Below are 15460 nucleotides of genomic sequence, written 5' to 3' on the forward strand. Positions count from 1 at the left end.
CGAAACCGTTCAAATCCGGCTTAACCGTTCGAAATTCGAGTCAACGGTCTGCCGAGTATATGGTCCGGGCCGACCTACGGAGGACTGCATGGTGACGACCCGTGTCCGTCTCGTGGTGCTCGCGCTGGTCGTAGCCACGGCCGGGGTCGGTCTCCCGGCCGTGGCGGCACAGCCGGGCCCGTCGAGCACGACGACCACGGCGTCGAACGCGAGCGCGGACGCCGTCGCGCCCGGGGCACAGCTCGCCGGCGCAATCGGCGCGCAGGGCGCGACCGTCGACGGGGCGCTCGAGTCCCGAGCGTTCGACCACGCGCTCGCCGCCATGCAGTCGAACGCGTCGAAGGCGCGACTCGTCGCGTCGCGACAGGCGGCCCTGAGCGAGCGCGTCGACGCGCTCGCCGACCGACGGGCCGCGCTCGTCGCCGCCCACCGCAACGGGACGCTGAGCGACGGCGCCTTCGCCGCGCGAATGGCGGCGCTCGCCGCACGCGGCCAGTCCGCGAGCGCGCTCGCCGACCGGGCCGCCGCCGCCGCGGACGCGCTCCCCGCGTCCGCCCGCACCAGTCACGGCGCCGACCCGCAGGCGCTCCGCGCGACCGGCGCGCGGGCGCGCTCGCTCGCCAACGTCACCGACCTCCCGGGAGCCGACGCCGTCGTCGTCGGTGGCCCGCCGGGCGTCGTCACTCCCCCCACTCCCCCCATCGCGACGCCCGGGAACGCGAACGTCACGGGGGCGAACGCCACGGGGGCGCTCGAACGCGCGTCGAGCGACGACGTGGCCGTCGGAACGGGGGCGGTCGACGCGACGGCCGCCGACTCGGATGGGAACGCGACGGCCACGCGCACGTCGACGGCGTCGCCCGACGACGTGCCGCCCACCGCCGTCTCCGCCGGTGACGCGGTGAACGAGACGGTGACCGCCACGCGGGACGGCGTGCTCGACGCCGCGTCGAACACCACCGACGCGGACGCGAACGAGACCGTCTAGAGGCACGGTGTCTCGTCGACGCACGCCGCCCGCCGGTTCTACGTCTCGAAGTAGGTGAGGAGGCCGAACGTCACGAGCACGAGGAAGCCGAAGCCGCCGAGCGAGAACCAGAGGACCGCCACCGTCGGTCGCGCGACGACCGCGGGCGCGAACAGCCAGACGCCCGTGAGCAGGCCGCCGACGACGAGGCAGGCGACGTAGATCGCGACGACCCGATAGAGAAGGCGGCCCGCGTCCATGCACGTCGATGCGCGAGTCGGCGGCATAAGCATAGGGGAGGGCGGACCGGATACCGGAAGTTGAAGGCTTTTAGTCGGCGGGTATAGAGGGAGTGGTATGAACCACGTAGACGTGGCCGTCGTCGGCGGCGGGCCCGCCGGCACCGCCGCCGCGGAGCGTGCGGCCGACGAGGGCGCCGACGTCGTCGTCTTCGAGAAGGGAGTTCCGCGTGCCGACCGCGACCGGCTCGGCCCGGACTCCACGGACGCCGCCGGCTTCCTGAACTACTGGGTGGACATCGCGCAGCTCGACGTCGAGGACCTCCCCGAGGGCGTCGTCCAGCGCGAACTGAACGCGGCCGAGTTCATCGGCCCCGAGGAGTCGGTCGTCGTCGACCGCACGGGCATCGACTCGACCTACGACGGCTTCGGCTTCACCTTCCAGCGCGCGCGCTTCGACGACTGGCTCCGCGAACTCGCCGAAGAGGCGGGCGCGGACTACCGCGTCGGCGACAGCGTCCTCGACGTCGAGACGGACCTCTCGGACGGCCACGAGCACACGCTCACGCTCTCGAACGGCGAGGAGTGGACGGCCGACTACGTCGTCCTCGCGGACGGCCCGCAGCGCCGCATCACCATCCCCGTCCTCGACTCCTTCCTCCCCGACGACAAGCCGGCGAGCGAGCGCCTCAGCCCGCCCGAGACGAACCACATCGCCTACCAGGAGTACCGGAAGTTCCCCGAGGGCGTCCTCGACCAGGACCGCATCAAGTTCTGGTGGGGGTGGATGCCGGGCGAGACCGCCTACCCGTGGGTGTTCCCGAACGCCGACAACGTCGCGCGCGTCGGCCTCACGATGCCCATCGGCATGGACATCGACGACTTCGAGACGGACGACTACCGCCTCCTGCGCGAGGACGACGACGCCATCCCGAAGGGCGCCGAGTACATCCGCCGGCTCCTCGAGGAGCTCTACGGCGACGAGTACGACATCGAGGCGGACTTCCCCGTCGTCGAGGAGGGCTACGGGAAGTCGAAGGGGACGGAGACCTACTCCATCTCCTCGACGCGCCCCATCGACTCGCCCACGGACGCCGGAATCGCCGTCGTCGGCGGCGCGATGGGCACCACGTCGGCGTTCCACGAGGGCGGCGACCACGTCGCGCTCCGAACCGGGAAGCTCGCCGGCGAACTCGCCGCAATCGGCGAGCTCGACGCCTACAACGACGCGTGGAAGGACGCCATCGGCGACGAAATCCTGCGCAACGTCGCAATCGCCGACGTCGTTGAGGACTACGGGCCCGGCGAGTGGGACACGACGTTCCGCGTCGCCAGCAAGATGCTCGACGCCGCGGACTCCGGGAAGATACTCACTCGGCAGAACGCGAGCGTCGGCGTCGATGGCCTCCGCCTCTACAAGGACTACAAGCAGGCGAAGTTCCGCTACCGCAAGGGGAAGTACGTCCAGTTGCGCGAGGCCGAGTACCGCTACTAGTCGAGGCGGACGGCCGCGCCGGACTCGCTGGAGCGGTAGATGGCGTCGATGACGCGCTGGACCTGCAAGCCCTGCTCGACGGTGTTGCGCTCGGGCCCCTCGCCCGCACGCACCGCATCGAAGAAGCACTCCTGTTCGGCCTCGTGGATGTCGACGTCGCGGGTCTCCACGACGGTGTCCTCGTGGTGCGGTGCGCCCTCGTCGCTCGTCTCGTGGACGACGAGCTCGCCGCTCTCGCGGTCGAAGGACGCGCCCGCCTTCGTGCCCTGTACCGAGAACTCGTTCTTCGGCGGGCGGTTCGCCGCCCACGCGACCTCGAGGGCGATGCTCGCGCCGCTCTCGGTGCGGAGGTAGGCGGTCACGGAGTCGTCGACGTCGAAGGAGATGTCGGCCTGGTCCTCGCCCCACATCTCGAGGTAGGTGTAGTCCTCGCGGCCGCCGAACTCCGCGCGCGTCTCCCCCGACACCTCGACGACGTCCGGGAAGCCCGCGAAGTGCAGCGCGAGGTCGATGATGTGGACGCCGATGTCGATGAGCGCGCCGCCGCCCGAGATCTCCTTCGTGGTGAACCAGCCGCCGCGTCCGGGGACGCCGCGTCGCCGCACCCAGTTCGCCTCGATGTGCATCACGTCGCCGAAGCGGCCCGCCGCCTGCTCGGCCTTGAACACCTCAACGCCGGGATGGAAGCGGTTGTTGAAGCCGACCATGCAGAAGCCCTCGGCCTCGCGGGCGGCCGCCGCGATGCGCTCTGCGGACTCGAGGGTGTTCGCAAGCGGCTTCTCGAGGAGGACGTCGACGCCCGACTCGAGGGCCTGCACGGCGTACTGCTCGTGGAACTTGTTCGGCGTCGTGACGATGACGGCGTCGATGCCGGCCTCGTAGAGGTCGTCGTAGCTCTCGTAGGTCGGGACGTCCCAGCGCTCGCTGAACGCGTTCCGGGCGTCCTCGACGACGTCGACGCCGCCGACGAGGTGCTCGCCGAGGTCGGTGAGCCGCTCCGCGTGGTGGTTGCCGATGCCGCCGAGTCCGACGATGCCGACGCGGACTCCGTTCTCCGTGTCTGTCGTGCTCATTGTAGTTCGTTCGTACGGGAGTCAGTTATCAGTACGGGTGCCCATCGGGGGAGCCGATGGCGTTCCGCGCGGCGGCCGTGCGGCCGCCGTTAGTAGAGTTGCTGTTCCTTCTCTTCGCGCTCGCGCTCGGCTTCCTCTTCGGCCTTCGCACGCTTGCGCTCGCGCCAGAGCGTGCGCACCGCCGGCACGAACTTGTTCTTCACGTCGAGGACGAACGACACGATGCCGTACGCCCAGAAGAAGAACAGGAGCGTGCCGCCGATGAGGTAGACCCAGCCGAGCGTCGTAACCATCCCTATCGCCCCCCGAGCCCGTGCGTGATGGCCTCGCCGGTCTCGACGTCGAAGAGGTGGAGTTTCGAGCGGTCGAGCACGACGGTGAGTTCGTCGTCCTCGGCGATGTCGCTGTCCGGGTCGACGGACATCAGGAGCTGGTTCGCGCTCGCCTCAGCGTCCATGCTCGGGCGCTCCTCGGTGCCGCCGAGCAGGAGGTAGACGAAGATCTCGTCGCCCATCGGCTCGAGGACGTCCGTCGTCACCTCGATTTCCGTGCTCGGGCGGTCGAGGTCGGCCGCCTCCTCGGCGGGATAGACGTCCTCGGGGCGGATGCCGGCGCGGACGCGGTCGCCGACGGAGACGCCGGCGGCCTCGGGGTCGACCGCGAGCGTGAAGTGCTCGGAGACGAGGCCGTCCGCCGTGACCTCGGCGTCGAGGAAGTTCATCGACGGACTGCCGATGAAGCCCGCGACGAACTCGTTCGCGGGCTGGTTGTAGCAGACGAGCGGCGGGTCGATCTGCTGGAGTTCGCCGCCGTCGATGATGGCGATGCGGTCGCTCATCGTCATCGCCTCCGCCTGGTCGTGCGTGACGTAGATGATGGTGGTGTCGAGCTCCTTGTGGAGGCGCTGGAGCTCCGTCCGCATGTGGACGCGGAGCTTCGCGTCGAGGTTCGCGAGCGGCTCGTCCATCAGGAACGCCTCGGGCTCGCGGACGATTGCGCGCGCGATTGCGACGCGCTGGCGCTGGCCGCCGCTCATCTCGTCGGGCATCCGGTCCATCATCCCTTCGAGCTGGACGATCTCGGCGGCGCGCTCGACGCGCCGGTCGATCTCGTCCTTCGGGTAGTCCCGGAGGCGGAGACCGAACGAGATGTTGTCGTAGACGTCCATGTGCGGGAAGAGCGCGATGTTCTGGAAGACCATCGAGATGCCCCGGTCCTTCGGCGGGAGCATCGTGACGTCCGTGCCCGCGATGTCGATGGTGCCGGAGGTGGGCTTGGTCAGCCCCGCGATGGTCTCGAGCGTGGTGGACTTCCCGCACCCGGAGGGACCGACGAGCGTGACGAACTCGCCGTCCCGAATGTCCAAGTTCATGTCGTCGACCGCGACGACGTCGCCGTACTCCTTCGTGACGTGTTCGAGTGTTACGTTACCCATAGATTACTCCTTGAGTGCGCCCTGCGTGAGGCCGCTGACGATTTTCTCCTGTGCGACGACGACGAGGATGGCGACCGGGAGGACGCCGACGATGCTCGCCGCAGCCATGAGGTTGTAGAACTTCTGATACTGTCCCTGGTACTGGATGATCCCCTGCACGAGGGGCGCCCAGTGGTTCTGCGAGCTCGCGATGCCGGCGAGCGTGGCCGGGATGAGGCCGTCCGTCATCAGGAACGAGAAGAAGAACTCGTTGTAGACGCTGATGAACGTGAGGACGCCGGCCGTCGCGACGCCGGGGGCGGACAGCGGCATGATGACGCGGAAGAGCGCGCCGATGCGCGTCGTCCCCTCGATGCGGGCCGCGTCCTCCAGCCCGTCCGGGATCTGCCCGTAGAACGTCGCGAGGATGAAGATGCTCAGCGGCATGAACAGCGCCGTGAACGGCAGCATCATCGCCCACGGCGTGTTGTAGAGCTCCGGCGAGCTGACGCCGAACAGCACGACGTTGCCGTTGAACAGGCTGAACAGCGGCAGGAGGAACGCCGCCGGCGGGAAGTACGAGATGGCGAGCACGCCCAGCATGAGCGGCGCGCGCCCCGGGAACTCGAGGCGGCCGAAGACGTAGCCCGCGAGGCTCGCGATCAGGAGGACGATGACCGTCGTCCCGATGGCGAGGATGAGGCTGTTGGCGACGTAGATGTGGAACGGCAACACCTGAAAGACCTCGATGAAGGCCGCCGGGTTGAAGCCGTTGGGCAGCAGGCCGACGTGGTAGATGAAGCGGTTCGGCGTCAGCGCGAGGACGAGCAGCCAGTAGAACGGGAAGAGCGTCGTCACCATGAAGAACGCCGCCGCGACGTAGAACATGGCCCGGTAGACGTTCCCCGGGTTCTCGATGGCTCGTCGCGTCCAGCGCTGGAGGACGTTCCGGCGCGGTCCCTCCTCCTCTTCCTCCTCGGTGTCCAGCGGCGTGTCGGCGCTCGCGGACATCTCAGAGATCACCCGAGTCTGCGAATTTGATGATGTACACGGATACGAACAGTGCGATGATGAACGCCGTCACGAACGCGAGGGTGGCGGCGCTCCCGTAGCGGTGTTGGCTGAACGACGAGACGACCATGCAGGACAGCGACGGGACGGTGCTACACGAGGAGACCGTCTCGATGATCCCGTACACCCGCATCGCCGCGATGGTGCGAAAGAGCATCGCGACGATGATCGACGGCAGGACGAGCGGGAACGTGATCAGCTTGAACTGCTGCCACTTCGAGGCGCCCGCGACCTTCGCGACGTCGTAGAGCTGTCTGTCGATGCTCTGGAGGCCGGCGAGGATGATGAGCGCCATGAACGCGCTCGTCTTCCAGACGTCGGCCACGGTGACGATGATGAACGAGTCGACGCTGTTCGAGAGCGGCGTCGAGCTGAACAGGCCAATCGACTGCAGCGGCGCCGTCAGGAACCCGATCTGGGGCTGGAAGAGCAGGTAGAAGATCATCCCCTGGATGACGATGGGGACCGCCCACGGGAGGATGACCGCGACCCGAACCCAGCGGCGCCCCCGGAAGTCCTGGTCGAGGACGAGCGCCTGCCCGAGTCCGATTATCGTCTCGAAGAAGACGGAGACGACGGTGAACAGGAGCGTGACCGTGAGCGCGCTCTGGAACGGCTGCGAGAGGTCGAAGAACGGCCTGACGAGCAGCGGGTCGAGCTCGCCGGTGAGCAACCGGCGGTAGTTCCGGAGGCCGACGAACTCCCCGACCTGATTGTTGGTGAGGAGCGCGTCGGCGTGGAGCGACATCTTGAGCGTCTCGAAGAGCGGCCAGACGGCGATGACGAGCAGGATGGCTATCGCTGGCACGAGCAGGAGATAGGCGAACCCGGCTTCACCGAGGTTCTCTACCCGTCTCGCCGCGAGCGTCAGCGGTCCCGCCGACCCCTGCCGAACGCCGTCTGACGGTGCATCAGTTTCTGTCGACATGCTAAAGAATGAGGGTGAGCGCGTTTAGACGCTGCTCTCGATGGCCTCGAGGGACTGCTTCAGCGAGGACATCGCGTTTTCGGCGCTCTTTTCGCCGCTGAGCGCGGCGTTGGCCTCCTGGGAGACCTTCGTGGACTCCTGCGGCCAGACGGCCGTGACGGGGCGCGGCACGGCGTTCTCGCCGGCGACCTTCAGCTGCTCCGTGTAGCGGCCGATGACGTCGACGCTCTTCGCGCGGTCCGTGGTGAGGTGCTCGGGGACCGGCGGGATCCAGCCGATGATGCCGAACATGTCGAGCGCGAAGCTCTCGGTCGCCATCGCCTGAATGACCTCGACGGCGGCGTCCTTGTTCGCCTCCGGGGCGTTCGGGTTCATGGTGACGTGCCAGCCGCCGAGCGCGGAGACCGGGCCACCGGTGCCGTCGTACTTCGTCTCCGAGGGCTCCTTCGCGTAGGGGATCGGCATGACGCCGAGGTCCTCGCCGAAGACGTCGTCGGCGCCGCAGATGTTGATGGAGTACGGCCAGTTGCGCAGCGCGACGGCGTTGCCGTTCTGGAACGGCGCGAGCGAGTCGTCCTCGACCCACTGGAGACAGGAGTCGGGCGAGATCTTGCCCGCGTAGTCGCCCTCGAGGCCGGGGTCGAAGTCGTCGTCGAGGAACGAGCGCACCATCTTGAGGGAGTTGACGACCGGCTCCTCCTCGACGGTGATGGGTCGGTCGCCGATGGGGCCGAAGAGGTTGTCGTGGTCGCCGAAGTAGGCGCCGCCCCACGAGGTGAGCCACTCGTTGAAGTCACAGCAGGAGAGGCCCTCGTAGACGGAGGCCTGGAAGTTGTACCCCATGTCGACGTTCGAGTTGTCCATCGTGTCCGAGATGACGTGGGAGAACTCGTCCCACTTCATCGACTCGGTGGCCCAGTTCTCGCTCTCGGGGTTGTAGCCGGCGTCCTCGACGAGGTCCTTGCGGTACTGCATCGTCGGGAAGTCCGGGAAGAGCGGGACGCCGTAGAGCTCGTCGGTCTGGGGGGCCTGTGCGGTCGCGACGCTCGCTTGGTAGTAGTCGTCCTTGACGTGGCTGAGGAGATCCGAGGGGAGGACGTCGTCGAGCTTCTGGAGCTGCCCGCGAACGATGAACGGAATCGTCCACCCGGAGTCCATCATCAGCAGCGTGGGCTGCGAGCGGTTCGCGGAGAGCCACTGGGTGTACTGCTGTTGGCGGTTGTCGGTGACCTGCGAGCCGGCGAGGATGGACACCTCGATGTCCTGCGAGAGGCCGGCGTTGTGGAGCGCCTCGTTGATGGCGTCCTCGTTGTCGGCCGCGCGGGAGTCGGCCGCGAACTGGATGGTCGTCGTGCCACCGCTTCCGCCGCCCGACGTCGTGGTCCCGCTGGTCGTACTGCCGTCACCGCCGCCGTTCCCACCACAGCCGGCGAGACCGGCCGCGATGCCGGTCGCTCCGACGGTCTTGACGAACGTCCGACGCGAGAAGTCGTCCTTGCCTGGCGTGTTCGATGCCATACTCGTTCCTCAGTGATGGACACTATTTATAATTTAGGACAGGTACAACTACTGTTGTAGTACATGGTCGTCGACCGGGCGTGCCGCGACGGAGTCGGCGCAACCCTGAAACCGGCGTGTAGCCAACCGACCCCCATGTCACTCCGAGACCGCCTCGTCCGCGAGGAGTACGTGGGCGCCAACCGCTGCTGGCCCTGCGCGGCCCTCAACGGCGCTATCGTGGCCGCCGTCGCGCTCGCGCTCGCGCTCGTCTGGACGCCGCTCGCGGTCCTCGCCGCCGTCCTCGGTGGCCTCGCCATCGCCTACCGGGGATACGTCGTCCCCGGCACCCCCCGGTTCGCCCCGCGACTCGCCAAACGGCTCCCGTTCTCGTTCGGCCATCCTGAACGGACGCCGACGCGCTCCCCGACCGACGGCGCGGACCGTGGACCGGACGAGCGCGGCGACGAGTCGGGCGCGGACCCCGAAGCCGCCGCGACCGACCCAGACTCCACCGACGGGGACGCCGTCTTCGACGCGCTCCGCGACGCGGGTGTGCTCGTCGGAAGCGACGCGGACGTCGAACTCGACGGGGCCTTCCGAACCGCGTGGCGCGAGCGCATGCGCGACGTCCGCGCGGGCGACGTCGTCGCCGCCGTCGGCGAAATGCGACCGGACGCGGCCGTCGAGCGCCAGATCGACGAGTCCGGCGACGAGTGGGTGGTCGTCGGCGCCGGGACGCCGGACGAGTCGTGGCTCGCGCCCGCCGTCGCCGTCGCCGACGTCGCCGCCGTCGAGGTGCTCGCGGCGTACGGCGTCCCCCGCGAGAGCGCGCTCCCCGCCGCGAGCGCACTCCGCGCGTTCCTCGAGCGGTGTCCGAGCTGCGACGGCGACCTCGCGTGGGAGACCGAGGGCTGCTGTGGCGGCTACGGTCCCGACGGCCCCGACCGCCTCCTCGCGTGTCAGACGTGCGGTGCGGCCGTCTTCGCCGAGTGACGGATGTTCGCGGCGTCGAAGCCGCACATTCAAGAGCGTCGGCGTGACAGAGCACGCCATGCGACGACGCGAGCGACTCGACGCCTACTTGGACCGCACCGACAACGAGGCCGTCTGGTTCGCCCGGCCGAACGGGTTCGCGTGGCTGACCGGCGGCGACAACGTCGTGGACTACGCGGGCGACGTCGGCGTCGCGGCGGCGGGCTACGACGGCGAGCGACTGCGCGTCGTCACGGACGACATCGAGGCCGAGCGCCTCGCGGACGAGGAACTGCCCGAGGAGGCCGTCGTCGAGTCGTTCCCGTGGTTCGCGGACGGCCTCGCGGACGCGCTCGCCGAGCGGAGTCCGACGCCGGCGGCCGCCGACTTCGACGTCCCGGGCTTCGCGTCCGTCGACGCGACGGAGCTGCGCCAGCCGCTCACGGACGCCGACGTCGAGGCGTATCGCGAACTCGGGGCGGACGCCGCCGAGGCCGTCGAGGCGGTCTGCCGTACCGTCGACGCGCGAACGACCGAGTCGGAGGCGGCGGCGGCGCTCACGAGCGAACTCGCGGAGCGCGACGCCCGCGCGCCCGTCGTCCTCGTCGGGAGCGAGGAGCGCGCCCCGAAGTACCGCCACTACACGCCCCGAGACGCCGAGCTCGGCGGGTACGCGTTGCTCTCGGTGACGGCAGAGCGCGACGGCCTCTGGGCGAGCCTGACGCGCGCGGTGCGCTTCGACGCGCCGGCGTGGTACGACGAGCGCCAGACGGCGGCGGCGCGCGTCGCCTCCACGGCGCTCGCGGCGACCCGGCAGGTCGGACGCGACGGCGGGACGGCGGGCGACGTCTTCGCGCACGTGCAGGACGCCTACGCGGCGGCGGGCTACGACGGCGAGTGGCGCCGACACCACCAGGGCGGCGCGGCCGGGTTCGCGGGCCGCGAGTGGATCGCGACGCCCGACCTCGAGCGGCCCGTCCACCTCCCGATGGCGTACGCGTGGAACCCGACCGTCCAGGGGACGAAGACGGAGGACACGTGGCTCGTCACCGAGGACGGCTTCGAGTGCCTGACCGCGGGCGACGTCGCGCGCGAGCCGGCGGCGGCGTTCGACTTCGATGTCGAGCTCGCACACCCGGTGGCGTTCGAGCCCTGACGACGGCCCTATACGCGCGGGCCGCCTCCCTCACGGCATGGAGTGGCACGAGCAGTCCGCCGAGAGCGGCGAGCGCTGGGAGCGCGAGGACGGACACGCAGTTGTGTGGGTGCGCGAGACGGCGACGGGCGACTGGGCGGTGACGTACGACCGACTCCGACAGGCGCCCGAGGGGTCGGCCTACCGACACCGGACGGTCGCGACGGAGGCGGACGCCCGCTCGCTCGCCGCCGAATGGCGCGGCGTCGAGTCCGCCGTTGAGTCCTGAGTCAGTCCGGCCCGTCGATCCGCGAACACCAGCCTCTCGGGTGTGAGTGTCTGGCACGTTTTTCTCCACCGGCCCCAAGCCATTTACTTTACACACCCGTCACTCGAAACGACACATGACTAGAGCGTTCTCGCGCAGCGTCCTCGCTGCACTCCTCGCACTGACTGTCGTCGCCGGTACCGCCGGTCTCGGCGCCGCCGCCGGCACCGCGACGCTCGGCGCGGACCCCGCAACCCCCGGCGACACCGCGACGCACACCGTGACGCAGACGGTCGGTAGCGACGTCGCGAGCGCGTCGTGGACCGGCTACGCGGTGACCTACACCGACGGCGGCACCGACGTGAGCAACGTCACGACCGCCGACGTCGAGGCCATCGGCATCGACCGCGGGAACGACGCCGGCGGCGCGACGGTCGACGTGAACGTCTCCGACGACCTCGACGGCGTCACCGCCAGCAACAACGGCGGGACGCTCACGCTCAACCTCGGCGGCTCCTACAGCCTCAACGAGAGCGATCAGGTCGTCGTCGTCTACGACAACGCGACGAACCCGAGCGCGGCGGGCGACTACAACGTCTCCGTCGACATCAACCCGCAGTCCAGCGGCGGGGAGTCCTCCGCGACGCTGAGCATCGCGGCGTCCTCCGAGACGACCACGACGACGACGTCTACGACCACGTCCACGACTGAGGACACGACCACGACGACCACGTCCACGACCGCGATGACGACCGAGGACACCACGACGTCCACGACGACGGCGGCCGGGACGTCCACGACGTCCGGCGGGTCGCCCGGCTTCGGTGCCGGTCTCGCCATCGTCGCGCTCGCCGGTGCGGCACTCGTCGCCGCCCGCACGCGCTAAACAGCCCTCCGACTCTCCTCTCGTAACCCGTTACTCCGGTCGATACGTGCTGATCGCGATGCCCTCGCCCAGCGGGACGAGCGCCGTCTCGAAGTCGGGGTCGTCGCGCACCGCCTCGAGGTAGGCCGCGACGCCGGCGGCGGCCTCCGAGGGGCTCTCGGCCTCGCCGGTGAGCGCGGCGCGCACCTCCTCGGGCGTCACCGGGCCCTCCATCACGTTGTCCGCGACGACGACCGCGCCCGGGTTCAGGTCGTCGCGAACCACCTCGAGCGCCTCGGGATAGCGGCCCTTGTCGTGGTCGACGAGCACGGCGTCCCACGGCCCCTCGTGGCGCCCGTAGCTGTCGAAGGCGTCACCGACCTCGTAGCGGAACGCCGGCGGATAGCGCCCCTCGAGGAACTCGCGCGCGTCTTCGAGGTTCGACTCGTCGAAGTCCGTGAGCACTATCTCGCCGTCCTCGGGGAGCGCGGCCGCCCACCACGCCGCCGAGTAGCCGAAGCCGGAGCCGAACTCGAAGACGCGCTCCGCGCCGTTCGTCGCCGCGAGCGTGCGGAGGAGCTGGCCGACCGCCGGCCCGACGTACGGGAACCCGCGCTCGCGAGCGTGCGCGGCCATCTCTTCGAGGAGCGACTCGGGCTCGGGGTTCGCGGCGGCGATGAGCGCCGCGACGTCGTCCGTGAGTACGTCCGCCATACCGGGGCGTGCGCGCGCAGCGAGTTAGCTCTAGGCTTAGCGGTTGCGGCCGAGGGGGAACGCGACGCGGTCCGGGTGGTCGTTGAAGCGCGCGATGATGCGCTCGTAGAGCTCGTTCTTCGTCCGCTGGCCGCGCTTGGGCGAGACGAGGTACCGAAGGCGGAGCGTCACGAACGTGTTCTCCGGCTGGACGTTCACGCTCGGGCGCTCGCTCACCTCGAGCTCGACCGGCGTCTCCGCGAGCAGGTCGCGGTAGCGGGAGACGGCGCGCTCCATCTCGTCGCCGAGGAACTCCTCGCCGGCCGCGCGCATCTGCGCGCTCGCGAACTCCAGGTCCGTCTCGTAGGCGACCTGCACCTCGACCTCGTTCCAGACGTACGGGAAGTCGTCGTGCGAGAAGTTCGTAATCTGCGCCGAGAGCACGACGCTGTTCGGGACGGTGACGTGTCGGCCCGAGGGCTGGTTCGAGGAGACGAGCTCGCCGTTCACCTCCCAGAGCGTCGTCACGAGGAAGTCGACGTCGATGATGTCGCCCTTCGAGCCGTCGATGGCGACCCGGTCGCCCACCTGATAGGGCTCCTTCACCATGATGTAGACCCAGCCGAACAGCGAGAGCAGCGGCTGCTGGAGCGCGAACGTGATGGCGAAGCCGACGACGCCGAGGGAGACGAGCGCGGGCACCCAGCGGTCGGTGGCGACGCCGAGGACCGCGAGCGTCCCGAGCGTGATGAAGAGCAACTGGAGGACGGAGACGGCCTTGTGTCGCGCGACCTTGTCCGTGGTCCGGTGGACGAGGAAGTCGCGAGCGAGCGCGTACGCGCCGTAGAAGCCGGCGACGACGGCGGCCGTGACGAGCGCCTTCCCGGCGAGTTCGCTCACCGCGTAGCCGTAGAACGTCGTCGTCGCGAGCCAGCCGCCGGCCTGGAGGACGACGCCGCCGAGGAGCGCGAAGCCGGCGGCGAGCGCGATAGCGACGTACCCACGGTTCACTGGCGTCGACTGCGTCGCGACGGCACAAAAAACCGACCGGTCGGGGGCTAGTGATGGCCGGCCGACGGGGCGTGGTCGGCCGGCGGCAGTAGTCGGGGAGCGGTGGGGCGAACGCTCCCCGGCAGAGGCACGGTGCCTGTCGAGCAGGCGTCTGCGAGTACGCTCCTCGCCCAGTTACGACCTCTGCATGAATATTCCTGTGTTTAAGTTGGCTACGGCTATCGGACCCAGTAGGGGTCGGGGCCGGTGAGGAAGCGCCCGAGGTCGGACTCGCGCCGGTAGTCGCGCTCCATGAGTTCGGCGAGCGACTCCGCGAGCGCGCGGCCGTCGCCGTCGTCCCACTCGCGCGGGTCGCGGACGGGGACGACGAGGAAGCCGCTCCCGTAGACCTCCTCGCCGTGGCGGGCGGCCATGTCGGTGGTGTCGACCTTCTCGCGGCGCGCCGTGTACTGCTCGAGGACGTGCTCGGTGGCGTCGCGTCCGACCGGGAGGAGGACGTGCGCGGTGATCGCGCGGAGCTCGGCGTCGAAGAACATCTCGAGGTCCGCGTACTCCGCGTCCGTCGGCTCGCGCTCCGCGTCGAGGACGCGCATGTGCCGGTAGGAGAGGAAGCAGTTGTCCACGGCGGGCTCCTCGCCGGGGTCGGTGACGAGGCCGACGGCGGCGAGCGCGTGCTGGAGGCGGACGCCCGCCTCGGTGCCGGTGAAGGGGACGCCGGTCTCCGCGCCGCCGTGCGCGCCGGGGTGGTCGCCGACCACGTGGAAGTCCGCGTTCGCGTCCCCGTAGCCGTAGACGTGCGCGTCGCCCGCCGGCTGCATGCCGAACGGGTTGCACGTTCGGTCGGTCACGTTCTCCATACGAACGCGAAGGGGATTCGCGGATAAGAGTCGTGTGCTTCCCCAAATCGTCGGCGGGCGCGAACCGCCTCGCCGTCGACGCGATGCGTCCGCCACACCGCGTTCACGTCGCGGCGGCGCGTGCGGTAGCGTCGCGTCACCCGACTACCGTGACGTAACCCCCTTTCTAGACGTAATCCTTTTTGACGGTGCGCGCCCCACTAGGGGTGTGTCCGAAACCGACAGCCTCCCGACGCGCTGTCCCGGAAACGAGTGGTGCTCGATCACCGCGACGGCGACGCTCATCGGGAAGAAGTGGCACCCCGTCATCATCCACCGCCTCCTCAACAACGGGTCCGCCGGCTTCAACGAACTCCAGGAGCAGGTCGACGGCATCTCGAGCAAGGTGCTCTCCGAGAGCCTCGACGACCTCGAGGAGAAGGGCCTCCTCGACCGCGAGGTCATCGAGGAGAAACCCGTTCGGGTCCGCTACTCGCTCACCGAGACGGGCGAGTCGCTCGAGACGGTCGTGCGGGCGCTCGCGGAGTGGGGCGACGAGCACCTCGAACCGGCCGAAGACGGCTCGACGCCGGCGTGACGCGAGCGCGTCGCTCGGCGTCCTGACTGCGACGCACGTTCGCGAGAAACCCGATTCTGCGCCGCCGTTAGTCGAGGAGCGCCGCGCTCTGCTCGGCTTCGGCGTCCGTCTCGACGTCGAGCTGGTAGAGGTTCTGACGGGCGTCCGGGATGTAGATGTCCTTCTCGACGATATCGTTCTCCTGAAGCCGCTCGAGGGCGTCGCGGACGGTCCGCTGGGAGAGACGGGACTTCTCGACGATCTCCTTCTGGGTCAGGCCACCGTTGTACTCGAGTACCTTGAGGACGAGCTTCGCACTCGGCGGGAGGTCCTGGACCGTCTCTTCGTTCATCGTACCAAAACGGAGGGGCGCCAGCACTATAGTACCTCGGTAACGGCCGCGTGACGGGGTTACG

General features: G+C 69.3%; 18 protein-coding genes. 7 read left to right on the forward strand and 11 right to left on the reverse strand.

Going from position 1 to position 15460, the window contains the following annotated elements:
* Positions 1-160 precede the first annotated feature (160 nt).
* Positions 161-988, forward strand: a complete 828-nt coding sequence (locus EFA46_RS07135) for a hypothetical protein (protein WP_148040693.1) — start codon at positions 161-163, stop codon at positions 986-988.
* A gap of 38 nt (positions 989-1026) precedes the next feature.
* On the opposite strand, the gene EFA46_RS07140 is transcribed toward EFA46_RS07135, so the two are convergent.
* A complete protein-coding gene (locus tag EFA46_RS07140; protein WP_123077190.1) occupies positions 1027-1227 on the reverse strand; it encodes a hypothetical protein in 201 nt (66 codons plus the stop codon).
* 97 nt (positions 1228-1324) lie between these two features.
* On the opposite strand from EFA46_RS07140, the gene EFA46_RS07145 reads away from it, so the two are divergent.
* Positions 1325-2701 carry an NAD(P)/FAD-dependent oxidoreductase gene (locus EFA46_RS07145; RefSeq protein WP_123077188.1) on the forward strand — a complete coding sequence of 459 codons (1377 nt, stop codon included), beginning with the start codon at positions 1325-1327 and terminating at the stop codon, positions 2699-2701.
* Here EFA46_RS07145 and EFA46_RS07150 read toward each other — a convergent pair.
* The 6 genes from EFA46_RS07150 to EFA46_RS07175 form a co-directional block, all read right to left on the reverse strand.
* Complete coding sequence (locus tag EFA46_RS07150) at positions 2698-3774, reverse strand: Gfo/Idh/MocA family protein (protein WP_123077186.1); 1077 nt, start codon at positions 3772-3774, stop codon at positions 2698-2700. The genes EFA46_RS07145 and EFA46_RS07150 overlap by 4 nt on opposite strands.
* A gap of 89 nt (positions 3775-3863) precedes the next feature.
* Positions 3864-4067 carry a hypothetical protein gene (locus tag EFA46_RS07155; RefSeq protein WP_123077184.1) on the reverse strand — a complete coding sequence of 68 codons (204 nt, stop codon included), beginning with the start codon at positions 4065-4067 and terminating at the stop codon, positions 3864-3866.
* Between the two features lie 2 nt (positions 4068-4069).
* Positions 4070-5209 carry an ABC transporter ATP-binding protein gene (locus EFA46_RS07160; protein WP_123077183.1) on the reverse strand — a complete coding sequence of 380 codons (1140 nt, stop codon included), beginning with the start codon at positions 5207-5209 and terminating at the stop codon, positions 4070-4072.
* 3 nt (positions 5210-5212) lie between these two features.
* Complete coding sequence (locus EFA46_RS07165; protein ID WP_123077181.1) at positions 5213-6199, reverse strand: carbohydrate ABC transporter permease; 987 nt, start codon at positions 6197-6199, stop codon at positions 5213-5215.
* Position 6200: 1 nt separating this feature from the next.
* Positions 6201-7187: a carbohydrate ABC transporter permease gene (locus tag EFA46_RS07170; protein WP_123077179.1), complete on the reverse strand. Its 987-nt coding sequence runs from the start codon at positions 7185-7187 to the stop codon at positions 6201-6203.
* Positions 7188-7211: 24 nt separating this feature from the next.
* A complete protein-coding gene (locus tag EFA46_RS07175; protein WP_123077177.1) occupies positions 7212-8705 on the reverse strand; it encodes an extracellular solute-binding protein in 1494 nt (497 codons plus the stop codon).
* A 135-nt stretch (positions 8706-8840) separates the two neighbouring features.
* Between EFA46_RS07175 and EFA46_RS07180 the strand changes: the two genes are divergently transcribed.
* The 4 genes from EFA46_RS07180 (at position 8841) to EFA46_RS07195 (ending at position 11948) form a co-directional block, all read left to right on the forward strand.
* Positions 8841-9680 carry a hypothetical protein gene (locus tag EFA46_RS07180; RefSeq protein ID WP_123077175.1) on the forward strand — a complete coding sequence of 280 codons (840 nt, stop codon included), beginning with the start codon at positions 8841-8843 and terminating at the stop codon, positions 9678-9680.
* Positions 9681-9738: 58 nt separating this feature from the next.
* The gene (locus EFA46_RS07185) at positions 9739-10815 is read left to right on the forward strand and encodes a Xaa-Pro peptidase family protein (protein WP_123077173.1); all 1077 of its coding nucleotides are present in this window, start codon (positions 9739-9741) and stop codon (positions 10813-10815) included.
* Positions 10816-10852: 37 nt separating this feature from the next.
* Positions 10853-11083, forward strand: a complete 231-nt coding sequence (locus tag EFA46_RS07190; protein ID WP_123077171.1) for a hypothetical protein — start codon at positions 10853-10855, stop codon at positions 11081-11083.
* Positions 11084-11198: 115 nt separating this feature from the next.
* Positions 11199-11948: a PGF-CTERM sorting domain-containing protein gene (locus EFA46_RS07195; protein WP_158604269.1), complete on the forward strand. Its 750-nt coding sequence runs from the start codon at positions 11199-11201 to the stop codon at positions 11946-11948.
* Positions 11949-11978: 30 nt separating this feature from the next.
* Here EFA46_RS07195 and EFA46_RS07200 read toward each other — a convergent pair whose 3' ends face one another.
* The 3 genes from EFA46_RS07200 to EFA46_RS07210 all read right to left on the reverse strand — a co-directional run bounded on the left by EFA46_RS07200 (position 11979) and on the right by EFA46_RS07210 (position 14488).
* Positions 11979-12641, reverse strand: coding sequence for an O-methyltransferase (locus EFA46_RS07200; protein WP_123077169.1), 663 nt, complete (start codon positions 12639-12641; stop codon positions 11979-11981).
* A gap of 36 nt (positions 12642-12677) precedes the next feature.
* Positions 12678-13631, reverse strand: coding sequence for a mechanosensitive ion channel family protein (locus EFA46_RS07205; protein WP_255494038.1), 954 nt, complete (start codon positions 13629-13631; stop codon positions 12678-12680).
* Positions 13632-13849: 218 nt separating this feature from the next.
* On the reverse strand, positions 13850-14488 hold the full coding sequence (locus EFA46_RS07210) for a uracil-DNA glycosylase family protein (protein ID WP_123077167.1): 639 nt from the start codon (positions 14486-14488) through the stop codon (positions 13850-13852).
* Positions 14489-14696: 208 nt separating this feature from the next.
* Between EFA46_RS07210 and EFA46_RS07215 the strand changes: the two genes are divergently transcribed.
* Positions 14697-15065, forward strand: coding sequence for a helix-turn-helix domain-containing protein (locus EFA46_RS07215; RefSeq protein WP_123077165.1), 369 nt, complete (start codon positions 14697-14699; stop codon positions 15063-15065).
* Between the two features lie 67 nt (positions 15066-15132).
* Here the strand turns inward: EFA46_RS07215 and EFA46_RS07220 are convergent, their stop codons facing one another.
* Positions 15133-15396: a helix-turn-helix domain-containing protein gene (locus EFA46_RS07220; protein ID WP_123077163.1), complete on the reverse strand. Its 264-nt coding sequence runs from the start codon at positions 15394-15396 to the stop codon at positions 15133-15135.
* Positions 15397-15460: the final 64 nt, after the last annotated feature.

It is taken from the genome of Halarchaeum sp. CBA1220, assembly GCF_003721175.2.
GTDB classification, from domain to species: Archaea; Halobacteriota; Halobacteria; order Halobacteriales; family Halobacteriaceae; genus Halarchaeum; species Halarchaeum grantii.